The following is an 18896-nucleotide window of genomic DNA, read 5'->3' as shown; positions in this document are numbered from 1 at the left end:
GTCGCTTAAACGCGTATGTACGATAAGCGAGCTTTGCCGGGCGTGTAACAGGGCGTCTCGCCAATCGGACAGGCGAGAGGCCCGCCCTGGATTTGCCCCAGGGCGGGCTTGAGGTAGGTCAAGCGGTGTTGTGCACCTGGCTGGCGTGATCAGTGAACTCGAAGATCTGCGCCGCCGCCCAGGATTCCGAACGGGGGATTGCGTCCTCCCGCTTGCGCAGTTTGCGCCAGGCCGTGGCCCAGAGCCGCACGTCATCTCGGCCGCCGCCGCATCCTTCGATGAAGGCCTCCACGATGTGGAGTTTGGGCAGGCGGCCATAGTTGAGTGCGGTGTTGAGCGTCGAGTACGCGACCTTCTGCCCGCAGTTGTCGCTCATCTTCCGGAAGGAGGGTTCACCTGCCCAGATCCGATACCCACGCAGCGCCCCCAAGAATTCCTCGACAGATGAGGCCTGAAGCGGATCGGGACGCTCGTCGTACTCGCCGAAATCTTCGACAGCCTTCCAAACCGGAACCGCATGCTCAACCACGGACTGAGGTTCTCGAAGACGTTCCTTCGGCTGATCCACCGTAGGAGAAGGCTTGAGTTCTCCCAAAGGGGAAGAGGAGCGGTGGTTCCTAAGACTCTTTTCGCTGTTTTGAAACGAGGCCATCGACCTCTGCTTATGCTTCCTCAATTCGATAAGCACGCCATCCAGGATGATCACCGGCTTCACCGCGCGTTCCGGGATGGACATCGCCTGATACTCGGGCTCACCAAACAGGGGATTGCTATCGAGCGTGCGGCGAACGTAGGGGACGTGCGTCTCCGAGTCGCGCCAGACACGGAGATAGGTCCCGTGGCGGGTAGGCATCCCCTCGTAGAGGAGGCCCTCCTTCATCTTGCGGGGGACCAGCTCCTCATCGAAACCCGACAGCTGCATCAGACGCCCTTCCGGGCCCGCACCAAGAGGGACGACAGGTCGGCCGCAACGATCACGACGACGGCAACCAGTCCCAGCGAGCCGAGCAGGCCGTACCCGGAAATAGTGAGCACGCAGACCAAGGCGAGAATGAGGAGGAAGAGGAGGGGGCGCCCGGTCAACGAGTGCCCGCGAAAAGAGAAACTGAACATAGGTGTCCTGTCTTTCGAAAATTGCCCTTGACGGAGACCGTCATCGACCCACCTGCGGGTGGTTAATCCGCGTAACGAGCGGGGGTCGATTTCACCAAGTTACCGCATTCTTGATGGGTGTGCATCCTCTCCCGCAAGTGTGATGCAGGTCACGGCAGGGTTTGATTTGGCTCGATGGCAGTGCACTGGACTGGCACTGGATTGACGCGATGTTAACCCCCGTTTTCCAGATTCTTCTTTTGCCGCCCACAGTTAGGAACTGTTTCGAGGTGTTCAGGAATGTTAATTTCTGTTTATATTAGTTCTGATCTTTTTCGTGGAAGCTTTTCATTGGAAATCCGAGTTAGGATTGCCAACAAGTTCGCGGATATCAGACGCCATGCGTTGGTTCCTGACGAGCTAGTAGAGATCCCCGAAGAGCTTGCCTGTCGTTGGCCCTTGACGGAGCTTGGGGAACCAGAGTGTCGACCCTGTGGTGGGGTCGGCTGCGCCGCCAGCGGCCTCTGGATGCATCGCCTGGGGAGAGCGGATCGCATCGCTCTTCCCAGGCGCGCCTATGTCGTATACGAGCTGATCTGTCTCGACCAGATCATGAACTCCCCATGGGAACCGTGCGGGAGCGCTCTGCGTCACCTGCTCTGGCGGCCCTGTCTATTGGCCACACACTCAAGATCAGGCCTGCTGAGATGGGCGGCAACGTGTTTGAATGCCTATATAACCCCCAACGCAGCGGCCCGCGCGAGAGGCGCGGGTGGTGCCCTACCGTCGTAGCAACGCCGCAAGTCAAAGGGGTTGCCGATGGAAACGAGGCGGATGCTCACCACGTGAGCGGTGCCCGGCTATATGTACTCGCCCAGCAGGGGCCAGCACCTCAAGAGATCCACGCTATGCACGGAAGCACCCTCGTACGGCAAGATTGGGCTGGCGACCGGGACGAGAGCTAGAGGTGCCTCTGTGGACGACTTGCTGGACAACGCGAACGCGACGGACCTCCCCTGGGAGGCGCCGTCGGATGCCCCTCAAACGCTGCAGGTCGACACCGTGCTGGTCGGGGACCAGCCTGACGCGCTCGAGGTCGTCGTCGCCCACAGTCAGGCCAGGCCCAAAGCCGAGGACATGCGACGGCTGTGGAGGGCTCGTTGGGGCATGAGAGCGGCACCAGTAGCCCTCGTGGTCCAGTACCACTCAGCCCATGGCAGTCAGGCCGCGGTCTGCGGCCTGCGCGAGGACGCCGACGTCGTATTCGACCTCGACATTGGACAGGTCGAACGGGTGGGCATCGCTGCCTTCGACTCGCCTACCGTCCCCGAAGGGGAGCGCTTCTTCCAGAAGTTGCTCTCGGAACCGGTGGAGAGCCAGATCCCCGGGCTCACGAACACGGGGCTGTTCGCCTCCCACGAGCTGCGTGCAGGAGTGCCCCAGCGCCCTGACTGGCAGGACCAGAAAGCCTTGGCCCGGTCCCTGGTGGTGCACCGGGGGTCAAGTCTTCTTAACGCGCTCGGGTACGACGTCTCCTCCTACCGATCTGCAGGATTTCTCCTCAGCGCGAAGGACGGCCCGCGTCGTGCGGTGGCGGTCTTGGTGGAGGACGGTGAGCACTTCGATCGGCCCTCCTCACGCCTGAACGCCGAATCCCCGGTGCTGTACGGGCTCAGCATGGCCCAGCAGCAGGAACTTCCCTGGTTGCTGCTCCTGCGTGGTACACAGTTGCGGCTGTACTCGGCCAAGCCCCAGGTGGGTGTGGGACGCAAGGGTCAGACCGAGACCTACGTCGAACTCGACCTTGCCCTGCTGGACGAGGACTCTGCCACCTATCTACCGCTCCTCTTCCACGCCGACGCCCTGTCCCCCTCGGGCAGTGTCGATGAGATCCTGCAGGCCTCCGCTAACCACGTGGCTGCCCTTGGGGCGCGGCTGCGCGAGCGCATCTACACCGAGGCCGTTCCCGCGCTCGCCGTCGCCGTGGCCTCCCATATGGGAGCCGTGAGCGAGGACGAACTCGAGGATGCCTACCACCGCACTCTGATCGTCCTGTTCCGGCTCCTCTTCGTTGCCTATGCGGAGGACCGCGGTCTCCTGCCCTACCCGGGCAATTCCCGCTACACGCGCAAAGCGTTGAAGACCCTGGCACGGGAGTTCGTCGACTCACCCGGTGAGGAGTTCGACGCCAACGCCACAGACCTGTGGAACGACCTGCTGTCGGTGTGGCGCGCCATCAACGACGGCAACGAGGAATGGGATGTCCCCGCCTACAACGGGGGGCTGTTCGCCGACGACGAGCGGCATCTCTCCGGCCGGGAGATCGGCCGGATGCAGCTCACCAACGCCGAAATCGGCCCGGCACTGCGGGCGCTCCTGGTGGACACCTCCGACGACGGGGTGTTCGGCCCGGTCGACTTCCGCAGCCTGTCGGTACGCGAGTTCGGCACGATCTACGAGGGCCTGCTGGAGTCCTCGCTGAGCATCACCCCCACCGATCTGACCCTGGCCAAGGACAAGTCCTATGTCCCAGCCAAGGCCGGCCAAAGCGTCGAGGTCCCAGCTGGACGGGTGTACTTCCACAACGCCTCCGGCAAGCGCAAGGCCACCGGTTCCTACTTCACCAAGTCCTTCGCCGTCGAGCACCTGTTGGATACCTCGCTGGAACCTGCGCTCACCCAACACCTGGACCGGCTCCGCGCGCTGATCGACAAGGGCGAGGAGGCGAGAGCTGCCGAAGCGTTCTTCGACTTCCGCGTGGCGGACCTGGCGATGGGCTCGGGCCACTTCCTCGTCGCCGCCATCGACCGGATCGAACGCCGGTTGGCCGCCTTCCTCACCGAGCACCGGCTGCCCGCGGTGACCGAGGAACTGGAACGGCTCGCCCTGGTCGCCCGCGAGGCCCTGGGCGACCAGGCCGACCAGGTCGAGATCGAGGCGTCCATGCTGCTGCGTAGGCAGATCGCCCGGCGCTGCATCTACGGGCTGGACCTGAACACGATGGCGGTGGAACTGGCCCGCCTGGGCATCTGGATCCACACCTTCGTGCCCGGCCTGCCCATGTCGGCGCTGGACCACGGCCTGGTGGCCGGTAACAGCCTCACCGGGATGGCCACCATCGACCAGGTCCTGGACGTGCTGGACGCGAACCGAACCCCAGGGCAGGTCAGCCTCTTCGCCGAACAGATCGAGACCACCTTGGAGAAGGCGCGGACCCTGCTGCTGCGGGTCGGCCGGACTGCTGAGGCGACCAAGCAGGAGGTGCACGCGGCCCGCGAGGCGCACGCGCAGGCCCTGCAGGAAGCCAAGGACGTCAAGGCGCTGCTCGATGCGGCCGTGGCGGTCCAGATGGGGGCCATCCCTCTGCCGATGGACCCGGAACAAGCCATCGAGCGGGGTAAGAGCGAGAAGGCGCGCGAGGCCGTCGCCGCGGTCCGCGCCACGCATTTGCTGTATCAGTTCCCCGAGGTCTTTCTTCGCCCAGAGGGGGGCTTCAACGTGATCCTGGGCAACCCGCCGTGGGAGAAGGTCCGGTGGGAGGCCGCCCCGTACTGGGTGGGCGTCTCTCCCGGCCTGATGGCGCTGACTGACAAGGCACGCGAGAAGAAGATCGAGGAGCTGCGGGCCGAACGCCCCATGGAAGCCGGGCGGGAACAGCAAGAGCGAGAGGAGCGGGAAACCCTCCAGGACCTGTTCAAGAAGGCTTACACGCTGCGCGGTGGCACCCATCTGGAGCTGGCGCAGCTCATGCTGGAGCGGGCCCTGCGATCTCTGTCCCGCGCAGGACATCTGGGGCTGGTGCTGCCACGCCAGAGCATGGTATTGGCGGGGTGGAAGAAGCTACGCGGCCACCTGGTGGGCGCCCACGACCTGCGCATCGTCCAGGGGCGCAACCACGGCGAGTGGATCTTCGAGGAAGTCGAGCCTCGATATGCGGTGGTGCTGTTGTCCGTGGGGCCCCGCAGACAGCACACCATCGATGTCGGTGTCGCTCGCAGCCCTGAGGAGGTGGCCGCCGTCACCGCGGGCCGCAGCATCTCCTTCACCTCCGACGAGCTGGGCGCCCTGTCGGACGCGAACGTCGTACCCTGGTTCAACGAGCCGGAGGACCGCAGGGTCTTCGACATCATGCGGGTCTTCCCCCGGATCTCCTCCGGGCAAGGGTGGATCCGCGCCTCGCACGACGCACGCTGGGACTTTACCGGCAGCGGCCCCGACAAACGGCTCGTCACGGCCCAGGACTCCCCGGGCGCCTGGAAGGTCCTGATGACCCGGCACGTGGACGCGTTCGCCTTCGACGACGAACCGCACAAGCAGTTCGTCACCGACCTGCGCCCGCTCTCTGAACTCAAGCGCGGTGTGGCCCTCACCGACGGGGCCTTCACTCTGGGCGCGGGTCACCCGCTGCTGATCTTCCGACGCCCCAGCCGCAGCGATGACAGCCGTACCCTCATCGCCACCGCACTGCCCGAAACGGGATACCTGCACAACAAAGGGTCCGTGCACGCCATCATGCACGGCCCCACCTCTTCCCCCACCGCTCGGCTCGCGCTGGTGGGATTGGTGAACACGCTGACGATGGATTGGTGGGCGCGACGCTTCGTGGACCGGCACGTTACCTCGCCCATCATCAACCAGCTCCGGCTCCCGAACTGGGAGAGCGACGACATCGACACTGCGGCTTCGATCACCGGTTCCCTGCTCAGCCGTGGCGGCAGTACCCGCCTGGCCGGGAGCATCGACGTCACGGACCGGCACAAGGGCACCGACAGTGTGGACCTGCTGGCCGAACTCGAACGCCTCACTCTGCGTGGCTTCGGCCTCCAGCACCACGATCTTGAGGTCATCGCGCAGGACTTCAGCAACACCGGGCTGCCGCCCGAGCTCCGCACCGCCCTGAATCTCGGCAAGGGATCCTCGCAGTGACCCCCCACAACTACAGGCCCGAATTCGCCACCAACGCCCCGGAGAAGGGCGCGATGGTCGCCACGGCGATCAACACCCTCCTAGGAGGTCTGCGTACCCGGCTGGTACAGCCGCCGGACCTGGCCATCGCCACGGCCTACTTCAACCCGGGCGGATTCTCCCTCCTCGCCGATGAGCTGGAGCAGGTCGGCCGTGTGCGCCTGCTCCTGGGTGCGGAACCCGTACAGGACCAGCCCCAGATCCGACCTCTCAACCGCAACGCGAAGAAGCGCCGGGGACGGAACCGCTCCGCCCCCGCCCCAGAGATTCGTCGGGCTCTGGAAGGCCATCAGAGATCCCTGCACCAGGATCGAGACCTGGTGGGTTTCACCCGCGAGGCCGATGCCAGGGAACGGCGCTTGGTCGCCTGGCTACGCGAACACCCGGGGGTGGAGGTACGGCGCTACGAGCAGGGGTTCCTGCACGGCAAGGCCTTCCTTGTGGAGACCGACACGACCGGGGTGATCGCCGGGTCCAGTAACTTCACCTACGCCGGTCTGGCCCGCAACAACGAGCTGAACCTGGGCCACTACCAGCCGCACGTGGTCGAACAGGTCTTGGACTGGTTCGACCAGCAGTGGGCAGCGGCTGCCCCCTACGATCTCGCGGCCCTGTACGAAGCGCGCTGGCAACCGCACCAGCCCTGGCATGTGTTCCTGCGCATGCTGCACGAACTCTACGGCGCTGACCTGGAAGAGGACACACACGGCGACTCGCGCCTGGGCCTGACCCGTTTCCAGGCCGACGGCGTGTGGCGGGCGAGGAGGATTCTGCAGAGGCGCCGCGGCGTTCTCATCGCCGACGAGGTCGGTCTGGGCAAGACTTTCCTTGCCGGGGAGCTGATCCACGAGGCGGTTTTCGAGCGCCGTCAGAAGGTGCTGATCATCGCGCCGGCCACCCTGCGGGACGCAACCTGGCGGCCGTTCCTACGGGAGCACAACCTCGCTGCGGTTGAGTGCGTGTCCTTCGAGGAGCTCGTCGCCCACATCGAGGACGCCGGTTCCCATAACTCCGCGCTCCAGGACCCCGACCAGTACGCGATGGTCGTGGTCGACGAGGCGCACGCCCTGCGCAACGACAGCACCAAGCGGGCGGCGGCCGTGCGGCGGCTGCTGGCTGGCTCGGTGGCCAAGGACCTGGTGGAGCTGACCGCCACCCCTGTCAACAACAGCCTCGACGACCTGCACAACCTCATCAGTTACTTTGCCACCAACGACGCCGAGTTCGCGGACGTGGGCATCCCCAGCCTGCGTGCTTACTTCAACCGGGCCTCGGCGCTACACCCAGACGACCTGTCCCCCGAGCACCTCTTCGATGTCCTGGATGAGGTGGCCGTTCGCCGCACCCGGCGGTTCGTCAAGAACCATTACGTGGGCGACGAGGTATTCATCAACGGTAAGAAGCGAGAAATCAGCTTCCCCACCTGCCGTGTGCAGCGCATTGACTACAACCTGGACGAGTTGCTCCCCGGGATCTTCGAGGAACTAGCCACGGCGCTGGGCGCCGACACCGTCGACGGCACGGCCACAGGGGTCATCCTCGAACGTCTGGGGGCGGTTCTCACCATGGCCCGCTACGTTCCCTCACGGTTCAAGAGGAGGGGAGCGGCGGAGCAGTACGAGGCCCAGAACGCTGGGCTGTTGAGGTCGAACCTTCTCAAGCGCTTCGAGTCCTCGGCGCAGGCTTTCGAGAAAACCGTGGGCAAGATGGTCGAGTCCCATGCCCTGTTCTTGGAGGCGCTGGAGTCCGGGATGGTACTGACTGGCAAGGCTCTTGGTGAGTGGGGGGACTTCGCCAGTGAGGACATCGAGGAGTTCCTGGACTCCGCTGACTCCCCGGAAAACGTCTCCAGTACCGACGGCTACGACATCGGGCGTCTGAGGGAAGCGGTCGAGGCCGACCTGGCACTGCTCCAGCAGTTCCGCACGAAGGTTCAGACGGTCGACATCCACAACGACCCGAAGGTCGCTGGGCTTCTCGAACAACTTGCCACCATCGCCCGAGAGGCCGAGGAGGAGGGCATCGGCGCGGATGACATCCGAAACAAGCGCAAGGTCCTCATCTTCACCTACTTTTCCGATACCGCCGACTACCTCGACCGGGCCGTCAAGCACGCGATCACCGTCGATGATCGCCTGTCTGCGTACCGGGACCGGGTTGTCCTGGTGAAGGGCGGCGATAAGGCCGGGCGCGGCGACGCCATCACCGGGTTCGCTCCCATGACCGCTGGCACGGGCACGGAGGAGGACCACTACGACATCATCGTGGCGACCGACACCCTCGCCGAGGGCGTCAACCTCCAGCAGGCCCGCCACATCATCAACTACGACCTGCCGTGGAACCCGATGCGCCTGGTTCAGCGTCACGGGCGCATCGACCGCATCGGATCGCCCCACACTGAGGTGTTCATGCGGTGTTTCTTCCCCGATGAGGGCCTCGACGCTGTCCTGCGCTTGGAGGAGCGCCTCCAGCGCAAGCTGAAGCAGGCTGCCGCGTCCATCGGACAGGACACGGTCCTGCCTGACGTGGCAGCCGTGGAACGCGTCATCACCGACACCCGGGAGCAAATCGATCGCCTGCGCCGTGAGGAATCGGTCCTGTTCTCCGACGAGGGGAATTCCTCCCTGTCGGGTGAGGAGTACCGGCGCCAGCTCGCCAACGAGCTCCAGACCCCCCACGTCAAGGACACGGCCCTGGGCCTGCCCTGGGGTTCGGGTTCGGGGTTCCGCCGCCCCGGTGCGGATCCGGGGTTCGTGTTCTGTGCCCGTATCGGCGATCATCCCAAGCCATGGCTGCGCTACGTCCCGATGAACAGAAACCTCACTGTCCAGGTGAACCCCGGTGAGGAAGCGGCTGTGGTCGTTGATGACATTCTGTCCTGCCTGGCCCAGGCCACACCGCCGAGCGCGACCGCCGAGCCGGTGCTGGACGAGTGGATGTACCAGGCGGCCTTCGACGCTTGGGAGGTAGCGCAGGAGGACATCCTCGCTCAGTGGATGCGGCAGACCGATCCGCTGAACTTGTCCCCGAAGGTGCCCAAGGCCATGCGTGACGCATCGGCGCTCGTCAGAGACCACGGCTCCTTCCTGGAGAAGCAGGAAGAGCTGGCCCGACGCCTCAACGCGCCCTATGCGCCACGCATCCAGCGGGAGATCCGGTGGACCCTGGCCGACCAGCACAAGACAGACAAGGAGAAGGTCCGGGCCCTGCACGAGTTCGCCGAATCCAACGGGCTGACGCCCCCGCCGAGGGTGCAGCCGCTGCCGCCGGCGGAGAAGGAGGACATTCACCTCGTCTGCTGGATCGCCATCACCCCTTCCGAGTAACTGTGAAGAGCGCAACAGGTGACGGCTACCTGTAGGTACTCCAGCGAGTGGTGGTGTCGCCGTGTTGCAGGGTGTCGAGGCGGTGCCGCCATTGGGCGCGCAGGCCGGGGTTGGTGTTCAGGACCGGTAGGACGCTGGTGACGAGCTTGAGTTCGCGGACCTGGCGTAGAACGGGGAACCCCGGCCAGTCCAGCACGTCGTAGCCGTACTCCTCGGCGAGCGGGGTGTGGGGGTCCCGGGCGTAGTCCATGCGGACCTTGCCCACCGCCGCAGGCACCAAGTCCCATTCCCGGGGACCGTGACTGAGACTGTCGAAGTCGCAGATCACCGGGCCGCCAAGGCCGGGGATGAGGTTGCCCAGGAACGGGTCGCCGTGGATCACCCCTGCGGGAAGCTCGAACTCCAGGCCCTGGACCTGGGCTTCCAGTTGGTCGGTGCGCCTGGTGAGGAAGCTCCGGTCGACGTCGGCCAGTCCTTCGGCGTCCGTGATGCGGCTGCGGATCCGCTCGAACGGCTCCCACGACGGCAGGGCGAGATCCGGCGCTGGCAGGGCGTGGAGACGTTTGAGGATGCGCCCGATGTCGGTACCGGTCGGTTCAGGGCCGGTGGAGGGCACCAGGTGCCAGAAGGTCGCCGTGGCTCCGTCGGCCTGGACGGGTTGGGAGACATCCTCGGCCAGACGCACTGCGGGGGCGTCATGTTGGGCGAGCCACCGTGCCGCATGGATGACCACGGGGACGCGTTCGGCCACGGTCGCCGAACCGGCGATGCGCACCACCAGCCCCGCGTGCGGGAGGCGGTAGACGGCGTTGTTGGTGAACTTGATCAGCTCGGCGTCATCGGCCGCCCTGGAGCCCAGCCCGGCTTCCTCGCACAAAGCGGCGAGGACGTCGTGGACGCGGTCTCTGGTGAGGGCAAACCGGGGGCTGGTGGAGGCGGGGGTGGTGCTCATGATGTGCGAAGAGTAGCAATCTCGGCGGCCAGGTCCGCTGTCTCACCCCGGGTTCGGTAGGCCTGGGCAGCCTGCTGCAACGGGGCCAGGCGGTCGATCACGCGCACCGAACGGACCTGCCGGGCGAGGTCGACGGCCTGGCGACCGATGCGCACCCCCTGATCGGGGTCTCCGTTGACGATGTGGGCGGTGGCCAAGGTTGTCAGTTCGAAGGCCTGGCTACGGCCCATGGCGGGGCTACGGGCGTCCACGGCCCGGTACAGGTGCTCGGTCGTGGCCGTGTACGCGCGGGGCGAGGGTGTGGGGAGCGCGGCGTTGACCACCCCCGACAGGGCGTCCAGGTCGGCTTCGTGGAAGAACCGCACCCAGGGGGTGGTGTCCGAGTTGGCGCGGGCGAAGGCGTCGTGGGCGCGTGCGAGGGAATCCATGGCTCGTTTCCCGTCATCGAGGACCGCGTAGGCCCATGCGGTGTTGGCGCACATGAGCGCGACGGTGCGCTCACACCCGGAGTCCTGAGCGGCGATCTGCCCCAGCTGCAGGAACCGCAGGGACTGGACGGTGTGGCCGCGGTGCAGGTGCAGGCGGCCCATTCGGTAGAGGACGTTGGCTACCAACGAGGGCTCCTCGATGTACTGGGCCTGCTCCAGTGCCAGGGAGAGATGTTCGGCCGCGACCTTGTAGTGGCCGACGTCGAAGCTCGCCCATCCGGCGAGGTTGTGCAGATCGGAGACGGCTCGGTGGAGCCGGAGTCCAGCCTGGTTCGCGGGTTTGGCCACGCGTAGTAGCCGATGGGCGTAGGCCAGGTGCGCCATGATCGAGTCCAGGCACGCACCGCCTCCAAGCTGGTAGTCAGCAGCCCGCAGAGCCTTGGTGACCGTTTCGACGTGGTCCACGTCGGTCCCCGTCACCCGTCGGACGGGTAGGGGCGAGTCGGGAAGGCTCGGGCCGCGCCAGCTGCGGGGATCGATCTCCACCGCTCCCATGGTGACCTGGGCGGCGTGTGCTAACAGCTTGGTGCTCTCGACGCTCTCCCTTTGGGCGCGGCTGGCTGTCACCTGAGGCGCGGCGAGCCCGTCAAGGAAGCGGCGCAGCTTCACGACATCTTTCAGCTCGCGCTTCTTCGATTCGAGTTGGGAGACCATCGACTGGGACAGCCCGGTCAAACGCCCGAGAGCCTCCTGGGACAGGTTGGTGCGCGAACGCATAGCACGTACCAGAGCGCCCGCGTCGAGGCGTCCGGCGGCCTCTTGTACCTCAGGGCTATCCCAGAAGCCCTTGGGTATACACGGACACCTTTTCTTCGCATTAGCGACAGAAGTTCTCTCCCCGCCGCAATTCTCACATATCGACACCATGGGTTCCTCGGCTCGAGAACTGTTCACCGCCCATGGAACAGGGCTCATGACCTGGCCGCCAGCCCCCGCCCAAAAAACATCACCACCGTAATAGCGATCATCAACCGTGTTCATGGGAACGGAAGGCACCCCGACCCAAGACTGAGAACTCGTCAACGACCTGGAACTGACGCACAAGGCACGGTGACCAGGCGCGAGAGGACGGTGATGGGGATGAGGGCCGTTGCGGTGAAACAGGCGGAGACTACGGAGAAGAGCACCGGTACACGAACGGTTCCCCCTCTACCTAAACGCGCCACCGCATCGGTGGACCGCGCACCGGTCCTGCTGGAGGACAGGGGCGAGTTGACGGGGCACGCGATGACCGTCCCCGGTGAGCCCTTTTACGCCAGGGTCATGCGCCGCCGCCTGAGGACACTGGCCTCCCTCCCCGAATGGGAGGTCGGCCCGATCGAACTGCTCGCCTCGGAGCTGTTCAACAACTGTGTTCACCACACCCGATCGGGTCAGGCGGGAGGTGAGATCACCATCAGCGTGTGCAAGCTGGCGGGGCGCACCCAGGTGCGCGTCACCGATGTCGGCCCTCGCCAGGGGGAGATCGCCGTTCCCTGCCTGCGCCCGTTCGACCCCGACGCCGAGGGCAGGCGCGGGCTGCGCCTGGTCGCGGAGGGCGCCGACCGCTGGGGCACCATCCACCATGACGACGGACGCACCAGCGTCTGGTTTGAGGTGGACCGGATCGAACGGCGCTCGGATCAGCCCGCCGAACACGTTGACCACGCCCAGCGGTGATCACGGTGGCCTGGGATGTCAGCGACGACCACGACCAGTACATGGCCGCCTACCAGCTTCATATGCGTCACCGAGGCCGTTGGCTCGTGATGTGGGCTCCGGGCGCGCGGGTCTTCTTCGCCTTCTACCGGGGCCGCGCCCACGTCGTTCCGCTGTCCGAGCCCACCAGCCAGGAGTTGCATCGCCAGATCCTGCGCACCGAGACATCCCTCGCCACGACGGAACCCGCCTACTGGTCCTGCCCGAGCTCCGCATGCTCCTGGACATCCAGCACGCCCACCGACCACCACTGCCCATGGCCACCCGGATGAGTAGCGCCCTCACCGACGCACGCGCCGCCTGCCGTGATCTGCCCGACCCCGACCGCATGTTCGGCGACGCCCTCCAACAACGCCAGGCCCGACACATCTGTGCCCCATGCCCCATCCGCAGGGCATGCCTGGCCGAAGCCCTCGACCTGCGGATCGACATCGGACTGTGGGGCGGCATGACGGCACGAGAACGCCGTGCACTGCGCCGCCGCAACCCGCAGGTGGACGACTGGCGCACGCACCTGACCCCGATCCAACCCACCATCCGCGCATGAGAGGAACCGGCCCGATGCCACCCCTGAACGGTGACGACCCCCTGACGTCCATGGAGGTCCTCACCCCCGCCGAGGTCGCCACCCTGTTCCGCGTGGACGGCAACACCGTCACGCGCTGGGCCAAGAATGGGCGAATCTCCAGCTTCCGCACCCCGGGCGGACACCGCCGCTACCTCAAAAGCGAGGTCACCGCCCTGTGGACCCAGCGCCTCACACCCGCCCGCTGACCATGTGCGCGGATCCCTCTCGAACTCTCCCCGCCCACCCGCGCGCGGAAGTACCGGCGCGGCGGCACAACCCCCGGACCCACCCGTGTCGCCGCGCCCCCACACCGGCTACTCACCACCCGAGACCACACGACAACGACACCTCGACGAACGGAGTCTCCGTGCCACACGCCCCCCACAACACCCAACCCTTCGTGGGAACCCACGACCGGTTCGGCCCCGAACTGCGCCAGCGCGACTACGCCCAGTCCGTCCTGGCCCACTACGCCCACACCCGCGGATACGACCGCCTCGAAGTCCCCGCTCTGGAACGCAAGGCGTCCTTCAGTCGTCAGGTCGTCGGCGCCTCGCCCTGGCCCGAGTGGAACCCCAAGGGCGTCTTCGAGCTCGACGTCCCCGACTACGGGCCCGGACACACCCACACCCACCAGAACACCCCGGCCGTGCTGATCCCCGAGGGCACGGTCTCCGTCGCCCGCTGGCTGGCCTCGGTCCTGCCTACCCAGACCCTGCCGTTGAAGGTTTTCTACGACCTCCCGTGCTGGCGCAACGAAGCGGTCGACACCCTTTCCCAGGGCAAGGCCCGCGAGTTCCGCCAGTTCGGCGCCGAGATTCTTGGAGTCGCGTCCGCGGCGGCTGACGCCGAGATCATCACCTTCATCGACGGAGCACTCCACGCGCTGGGCGCACCGGAGAACGCGGTCCGCTTCCGGATCAGTGACGTCGGCCTCTTCCGTGCCCTGACAGAGCACAGCGGCTTTGAGGAAACGACCACGATCGCCGTGAAGGAATGCCTCGACGCCCTGGCCGAGTGTCGGGCGGGCAAGGACCCCGACCGGAGCGCCGACCTCACCGCCCGCCTGGACGCACTGCTCGCGGGCTGCCCCGCCGAGACGGTGGAACGCTGGCAGGCGATGGCCCACCACGACTCCGGCGACGTTGACCCCCATCTCCTGGCCACGCTGGACGACGTGGCCCCGGGCCATCTGGAGCGACTCGCGTCGATGGCCCATGCCCTGCGGAAGGCGGGTCTGAACGCGGTGGTGGACCTGGGCGTGGTGCGCAGCCACGAGTACTACACCGGTCTGGCCTTCGAGGTGGACGTCGTCCTGCCGGATGCCAGCTTCGTGGAGATCGCTGGCGGGGGCCGCTACGACCACCTCATCGGCCACTTCGCCTCCGACGGTCCCGAGACGGTTCCGGCGAGCGGCTTCGCCTTCGGAATCGAACGCCTCCTGGCTGTCATGGACGCCTGCGGGACCTTCGCGAACGCGCCTACCCAACAGCGAGCACACCACTTCGGCCCCAGCACCGCTGACCGGCTCCTCATTCCGGAACCAACCGGGGACCCGGTCGGCGACTACCTGCGCGCTCACGCCGTCACCACGGGAAACACCAACGGCCAGCGCGTGGACCTGTGGGTGGGAGAGGCCACGGACACCGACGCCATTGACCGCTACGCCCAGGCTCGACAGATCCCGGAGACCGCCTCGTGCTGACCACCACACTGCATCGCTTCTCCCCGCCCGTGAACTCGCTGTGGACGCGGACTCTCACGCGCTGGACACAGGACCTGCCACCGCATCTGTCCGAACTGGGGCAGGACTACCTGGCCTACGCCCAGGTCGACTCCTTCCTGCCGCGTCCCGTGCTGGCCCTGGTCGGCGCGGGACACGACCAGGCGGAACTCACCGACGACCTGACCGAACGGCTCGGTACTGTCGCTCTGGTTCCGCAGGTGGTCAGGGACCTGTTCGCCATCCACGACGACATCATCGACGGCGACACCGAGAAGTTCGGCCACCCCACCCTGCCCGAGGCCTTTCGGCGCCGTATCGGCTCAGCGGGGAACGGCGCGGCTCTGTTCTGGGGAGACCTGCTCCTCTCCCTGGCCAGGGACCTGTTGGACGACGCCGACCCGCAGCACCGAGCAGTCCTGTGGGACGTGGTTGTGGAATGCGTCCGCCGAACCCAGCACGGCCAACTCCAGGAGTTGCTGTGGCAGCGGGAACTGGAATCCATCACCACGGACGCGGTCGTGCGCATGTATCGCGACAAGGCAGGCGACTACTGCTACGGCCTCCCCTGGCGCATCGGCCACGCCGCCACCAGCACGGATTCCAACCAACGCGAGACCGTTGCCCAGATCCTGGAGACCATCGGCGCCGCCTCGCAGATCGTGGACGACCTGGCCACCGGGTGCCCGGATCTGATGAACGCGGGCAAGGACGATGCCGCCGAGATCCGTCATCTGCGCCGCACCCTGCTCCTGGTCGAACTCCACAGGCGCATCCCCAACGACCACCGGCTGCGCCCGGTCATCGAAGGGGACCACGCCACGGACGAACAGATCGAGGAGATCCGCCTCGCGTTCGTCACGACCGGTGCTGCCCAAGCTGTTGCCCGCACCGCTGCTGACCTGGTGGAGCAGGCGCTCCGCAACCTGACCCAGGCCCAGATCGGCGGGGCGGCCCACGCCTACGTCACCGACCTGGCGCACCAGCGAGTACTCCACGGACTGCGTCCCGTGCTCGCCTGATTCATTCCCTGAAGCGATAACGCACCCAGGCCAGGGCGGCATCCGCCGCCCTGGCCTGGAACGCGCGCAGCCTCACCCCACCCGGACCCGGCGGCGGAGCCTGACGGCAAGCCCGCGTCCAGTACCCGGCCGCCGCGACGGCGAAGGAGTCCACGGCGGAACCCGGGGCTGAGGCGAACCGCGCCGAACCCGCTGCTTTCTTCTCAGCGACCTCGGGTGTGTGTCCGGCCATGACCAGGTGCGGCACCAGCTCCACCGCGTCGATCCACGCCGCACCACGGCACGGGTGCGCCCAGTCGACCAACCACACCCGTTCTCGGGCGTCGATGAGCAACTGGTCCGCGCGGACGTCGCCGTGCGTGAGTGTGTCCCCGTCAGCGTGGTCGGTCCACCCCTTCTCCAACGAGGAGAGACGTTCAAGGTTGTCCAACGCCCAAGGGGTGAGTTCCTGGGGAGGCTGTTTCTTCATGGACGACCACCCGTGTAGGACCGGCGCCAATACCTCGCCTGCTGTAGGCACCGAGATGAGCGGGCACGGGGTGAGGTCACCCGCCAAAGCGTCAAGTGCCGAGATCACCGCCGCCACGTCGCCGGAGCCGGGCGCGAGGTCCACGTGGCGACCGCGCACGGCGCTGAACACCACCACCCGCCACCCGCTCTCCCTCCCCTCCCAGACGAGGCGGGGAAGGGCCGCGTCCGCAGGAGCCGACGCGGCCACGGCAGCCTCCGCATCCAGGGTCGCGCACAGAGGGTGATCCTCCGGCATCGCCTTGCAGAACAGGGAACGGCCGCTGGTGGTCGTCAGTAGAGACGCCACGGCCGGGGTATATCCCCCGCTCTGGGAGTGCTCGCTGACGATCTCCTCCCCAAGGGCTCGGGTGACCTTCTCACGTACGGTTGCGGGAAGGTCACCCCACCGGGGTCGTGATGAGCTCACGGGGACAGCGGACGGGGCGCGGCCTCGTCCAGGGCCTGGGCCACCAGATCGAATCCGGCGGTGGCCAGCCGTTTGTACACGCCCTTGCCCTTGCCAGCGACGTGTACGGTCTCCACCACATACCCCTGGGCCCGTAGCCGGTCCGCGTGTTCGGCGATCTGTGCCAGGCCCTGGTCAGAGCGCCAGAGCAGCGCCACGCGCCGCTCCCTCTGCTCGGAGGCAGGGGTGAGGACCTCGGCCAGGCGCTCGAAGCCGATACTGAACCCGCAGGCGGGGGTCGGCTGGCCGCCGATCCGCCCGATCATTTCGTCGTATCGGCCGCCACCGGCGATGGAGGAGCCCAGACCGGGCGCGGCCACCTCGAAGATCGGTCCGGTGTAGTAGCCCATCCCACGGGCCAGGGACAGGTCCATCACCAGCCGCGCCTTGGGTGCTGTCTCGGGCAGGACCATGGCGGAGGCGATCGTACGTAGCTCCTCCAACGGTTTCCCGTCCATCCCCGAGGGCAGCACCTGGGCGAGCTGGTCGGGTGTGGTCGCTGTCTCGGCCTGGGCGAGCACCCCCGCCAGGGCAGCGGTCGCGGACTGGGGGTGGCCCGCTTCGGCGAGTTCGCGCTCGATCCCCTCCACGCCGATCTTGTCGAGCTTGTCCACCACGATCAGCGCGTGCGCGTGAGTCTCGTCCGCGAACCCACATGCGCTCAACAGCCCGGTGAGCAGACGGCGGTGGTTGAGCCGGATCGTGAACTCCTCCAGCCCCACCGCGGCCAGAGCTCGGCTGCCCGCGCTGAGCAGTTCGATCTCTGCCAGGAGTGAGGCCTCACCGAGGATGTCGATGTCGCATTGGGTGAACTGACGGTACCTGCCCCGTTGGGGGCGCTCAGCGCGCCAGACCGGCCCGATCTGCACCGCGCGGAACGGAGAGGGCAGGTTGGGGGCGTTGGTGGCGTAGAAGCGCGCCAGTGGCACCGTTAGGTCGAACCGCAGACCAGCGTCCGCCAGGGACGCCACGTCGGTGGCTTCGTCCAGAGAGATGCCCCGGCGCAGGGTCTTGTAGATCAACTTCTCGTTGTCGCCGCCCTGCCCAGACTCCAGGAATCGCAGGTCCTCCAGCGCGGGGGTCTCGATGGGCCGGTACCCGAACTGGGAGAACTCATGATGGATGGTGGCCTCCAGCCATTGACGCCGCTCTGCGGCATCGGGCAGGACATCGCGCATACCCCGCACGGGGGACGGGCGTTGGGCCACGATCGCTCTCCTCAGAAGTGGTGTGTTCAACGGCTACTGCCGCAGCCCAACCTAACCGGACTCCCGAACGTTTGGGGAGAACTCGCGGATCTGGACGGGCGGAAACTTCATGCCGATCGCCACACGGTTGGGTCGCTTCGTGTGGAGGAGGCGGGGCAGAGGGAGCCGAACCGGAGCCGCACCCATGGGCGCCTGAAGTGCTCGTCGAGCGTGGTCAACGCGGCGTTGACGAACCCCGGAGTGGCGTCGAGGAGAAAACCCGCTTCCGGCACCGTGATCACCATAACCGCAGATCATCCAGGATGTGGGCCGCGGGCGGTAGGCGCCGGGTGGGTCCTGGGTCCTCGAGGTGGGACAGGTTGAGTTTGTGGTCGAGCCGGATGAGTTCTCGCCACCGGAGCAGGTCATGGTGGTGCTCGGCCACGCGCGCACCAAGGGGACCAGTGAGCCGGTCGGAAGTGAACAGCCCCGCCAAGTTGAGGTGAGGCTGTTCTGCCTGTCCGATTGAACCAGCTCAGAGAGCATTTCCCGGTCACGAAATAAATGCTCTCAAGAACCCTCTCGTTTGAGCCGTCCTTGCTGGAAATCTGGCACCGCGTGTGTTCTGAAAGAACTATGGTCCTTTCGCCAAGCCGCCGGTAAGTACTGTCCGGAGCTGACGCTCACCCTCTGGTTGTATCGGCATACGTGCAGGTGGGAAGGGGTTCAGTTCGGGTTCACTGAGGATGGAGTGAGGCCTCGGGGGCTCCACCGAGCGCGCATCCTTGGCTGTTTCTTTACCCTCGTGGTACTGGCCTGAGTGCTTTCTGAGTAGGTTCTGAGTGTGTGGTGAACCTGTTGTGAACCCTGACTGAGAACGCCGACGTGTTTCATGCGGA

14 protein-coding genes are annotated in these 18896 nt (G+C 66.3%); 8 read left to right on the top strand and 6 right to left on the bottom strand.

Annotated features, from left to right (window positions below; translation table 11 throughout):
• Positions 1–118 precede the first annotated feature (118 nt).
• Together A6A08_RS07120 and A6A08_RS07115 are read right to left on the bottom strand one after the other, a co-directional pair.
• Positions 119–922 carry a hypothetical protein gene (locus A6A08_RS07120; protein ID WP_073701734.1) on the bottom strand — a complete coding sequence of 268 codons (804 nt, stop codon included), beginning with the start codon at positions 920–922 and terminating at the stop codon, positions 119–121.
• Positions 922–1113: a hypothetical protein gene (locus tag A6A08_RS07115; protein WP_073701733.1), complete on the bottom strand. Its 192-nt coding sequence runs from the start codon at positions 1111–1113 to the stop codon at positions 922–924. The genes A6A08_RS07120 and A6A08_RS07115 overlap by 1 nt, the downstream gene beginning before the upstream one ends.
• Positions 1114–2067: 954 nt before the next feature.
• On the opposite strand from A6A08_RS07115, the gene A6A08_RS07105 reads away from it, so the two are divergent.
• Positions 2068–6018, top strand: a complete 3951-nt coding sequence (locus A6A08_RS07105; protein WP_143181694.1) for an Eco57I restriction-modification methylase domain-containing protein — start codon at positions 2068–2070, stop codon at positions 6016–6018.
• Positions 6015–9383 carry a helicase-related protein gene (locus tag A6A08_RS07100; RefSeq protein ID WP_199866861.1) on the top strand — a complete coding sequence of 1123 codons (3369 nt, stop codon included), beginning with the start codon at positions 6015–6017 and terminating at the stop codon, positions 9381–9383. The genes A6A08_RS07105 and A6A08_RS07100 overlap by 4 nt, the downstream gene beginning before the upstream one ends.
• A 25-nt stretch (positions 9384–9408) precedes the next feature.
• Here A6A08_RS07100 and A6A08_RS07095 read toward each other — a convergent pair whose 3' ends face one another.
• Complete coding sequence (locus tag A6A08_RS07095; RefSeq protein WP_073701729.1) at positions 9409–10335, bottom strand: aminoglycoside phosphotransferase family protein; 927 nt, start codon at positions 10333–10335, stop codon at positions 9409–9411.
• The gene (locus tag A6A08_RS29085; RefSeq protein ID WP_274534012.1) at positions 10332–11690 is read right to left on the bottom strand and encodes a helix-turn-helix transcriptional regulator; all 1359 of its coding nucleotides are present in this window, start codon (positions 11688–11690) and stop codon (positions 10332–10334) included. The genes A6A08_RS07095 and A6A08_RS29085 overlap by 4 nt, the downstream gene beginning before the upstream one ends.
• Before the next feature lie 306 nt (positions 11691–11996).
• Here A6A08_RS29085 and A6A08_RS07085 point away from each other — a divergent pair, with 306 nt between their 5' ends.
• The 6 genes from A6A08_RS07085 (at position 11997) to A6A08_RS07060 (ending at position 15834) form a co-directional block, all read left to right on the top strand.
• On the top strand, positions 11997–12482 hold the full coding sequence (locus tag A6A08_RS07085; RefSeq protein ID WP_242422159.1) for an ATP-binding protein: 486 nt from the start codon (positions 11997–11999) through the stop codon (positions 12480–12482).
• 5 nt (positions 12483–12487) lie between these two features.
• Positions 12488–12793 carry a hypothetical protein gene (locus A6A08_RS07080; RefSeq protein WP_073701769.1) on the top strand — a complete coding sequence of 102 codons (306 nt, stop codon included), beginning with the start codon at positions 12488–12490 and terminating at the stop codon, positions 12791–12793.
• Positions 12790–13068 (top strand): WhiB family transcriptional regulator, encoded by a 279-nt coding sequence (locus tag A6A08_RS07075; RefSeq protein WP_073701768.1) that lies wholly within the window; start codon positions 12790–12792, stop codon positions 13066–13068. The genes A6A08_RS07080 and A6A08_RS07075 overlap by 4 nt, the downstream gene beginning before the upstream one ends.
• A 14-nt stretch (positions 13069–13082) precedes the next feature.
• Positions 13083–13295: a BldC family transcriptional regulator gene (locus A6A08_RS07070; RefSeq protein ID WP_073701727.1), complete on the top strand. Its 213-nt coding sequence runs from the start codon at positions 13083–13085 to the stop codon at positions 13293–13295.
• 194 nt (positions 13296–13489) lie between these two features.
• Positions 13490–14794, top strand: a complete 1305-nt coding sequence (locus A6A08_RS07065) for an ATP phosphoribosyltransferase regulatory subunit (RefSeq protein WP_158069267.1) — start codon at positions 13490–13492, stop codon at positions 14792–14794.
• On the top strand, positions 14788–15834 hold the full coding sequence (locus A6A08_RS07060) for a class 1 isoprenoid biosynthesis enzyme (protein ID WP_073701725.1): 1047 nt from the start codon (positions 14788–14790) through the stop codon (positions 15832–15834). Before A6A08_RS07065 ends, A6A08_RS07060 begins: the two co-directional genes overlap by 7 nt.
• A 1-nt stretch (position 15835) precedes the next feature.
• Here A6A08_RS07060 and A6A08_RS27440 read toward each other — a convergent pair whose 3' ends face one another.
• The gene (locus tag A6A08_RS27440) at positions 15836–16303 is read right to left on the bottom strand and encodes a phosphotransferase family protein (protein ID WP_143181692.1); all 468 of its coding nucleotides are present in this window, start codon (positions 16301–16303) and stop codon (positions 15836–15838) included.
• A gap of 464 nt (positions 16304–16767) precedes the next feature.
• On the bottom strand, positions 16768–18018 hold the full coding sequence (hisS, locus tag A6A08_RS07050; protein WP_083608931.1) for a histidine--tRNA ligase: 1251 nt from the start codon (positions 18016–18018) through the stop codon (positions 16768–16770).
• Between the last annotated feature and the right edge of the window lie 878 nt (positions 18019–18896).

The sequence above is a fragment of the Nocardiopsis sp. TSRI0078 genome (assembly GCF_001905145.1).
GTDB lineage: Bacteria > Actinomycetota > Actinomycetes > Streptosporangiales > Streptosporangiaceae > Nocardiopsis.
This window is presented reverse-complemented; position numbering and strand designations above follow the sequence as displayed.

Bases quoted from the DNA above. Each gene is read 5' to 3' on its own strand.
- A6A08_RS07095 (WP_073701729.1), bottom strand. From the start codon at position 10,335: ATGAGCACCACCCCCGCCTCCACCAGCCCCCGGTTTGCCCTCACCAGA.
- A6A08_RS07120 (WP_073701734.1), bottom strand. From the start codon at position 922: ATGCAGCTGTCGGGTTTCGATGAGGAGCTGGTCCCCCGCAAGATGAAG.
- A6A08_RS07070 (WP_073701727.1), top strand. From the start codon at position 13,083: ATGCCACCCCTGAACGGTGACGACCCCCTGACGTCCATGGAGGTCCTC.
- A6A08_RS07115 (WP_073701733.1), bottom strand. From the start codon at position 1,113: ATGTTCAGTTTCTCTTTTCGCGGGCACTCGTTGACCGGGCGCCCCCTC.
- A6A08_RS07075 (WP_073701768.1), top strand. From the start codon at position 12,790: ATGAGTAGCGCCCTCACCGACGCACGCGCCGCCTGCCGTGATCTGCCC.
- A6A08_RS29085 (WP_274534012.1), bottom strand. From the start codon at position 11,690: ATGGTGTCGATATGTGAGAATTGCGGCGGGGAGAGAACTTCTGTCGCT.
- A6A08_RS27440 (WP_143181692.1), bottom strand. From the start codon at position 16,303: ATGAAGAAACAGCCTCCCCAGGAACTCACCCCTTGGGCGTTGGACAAC.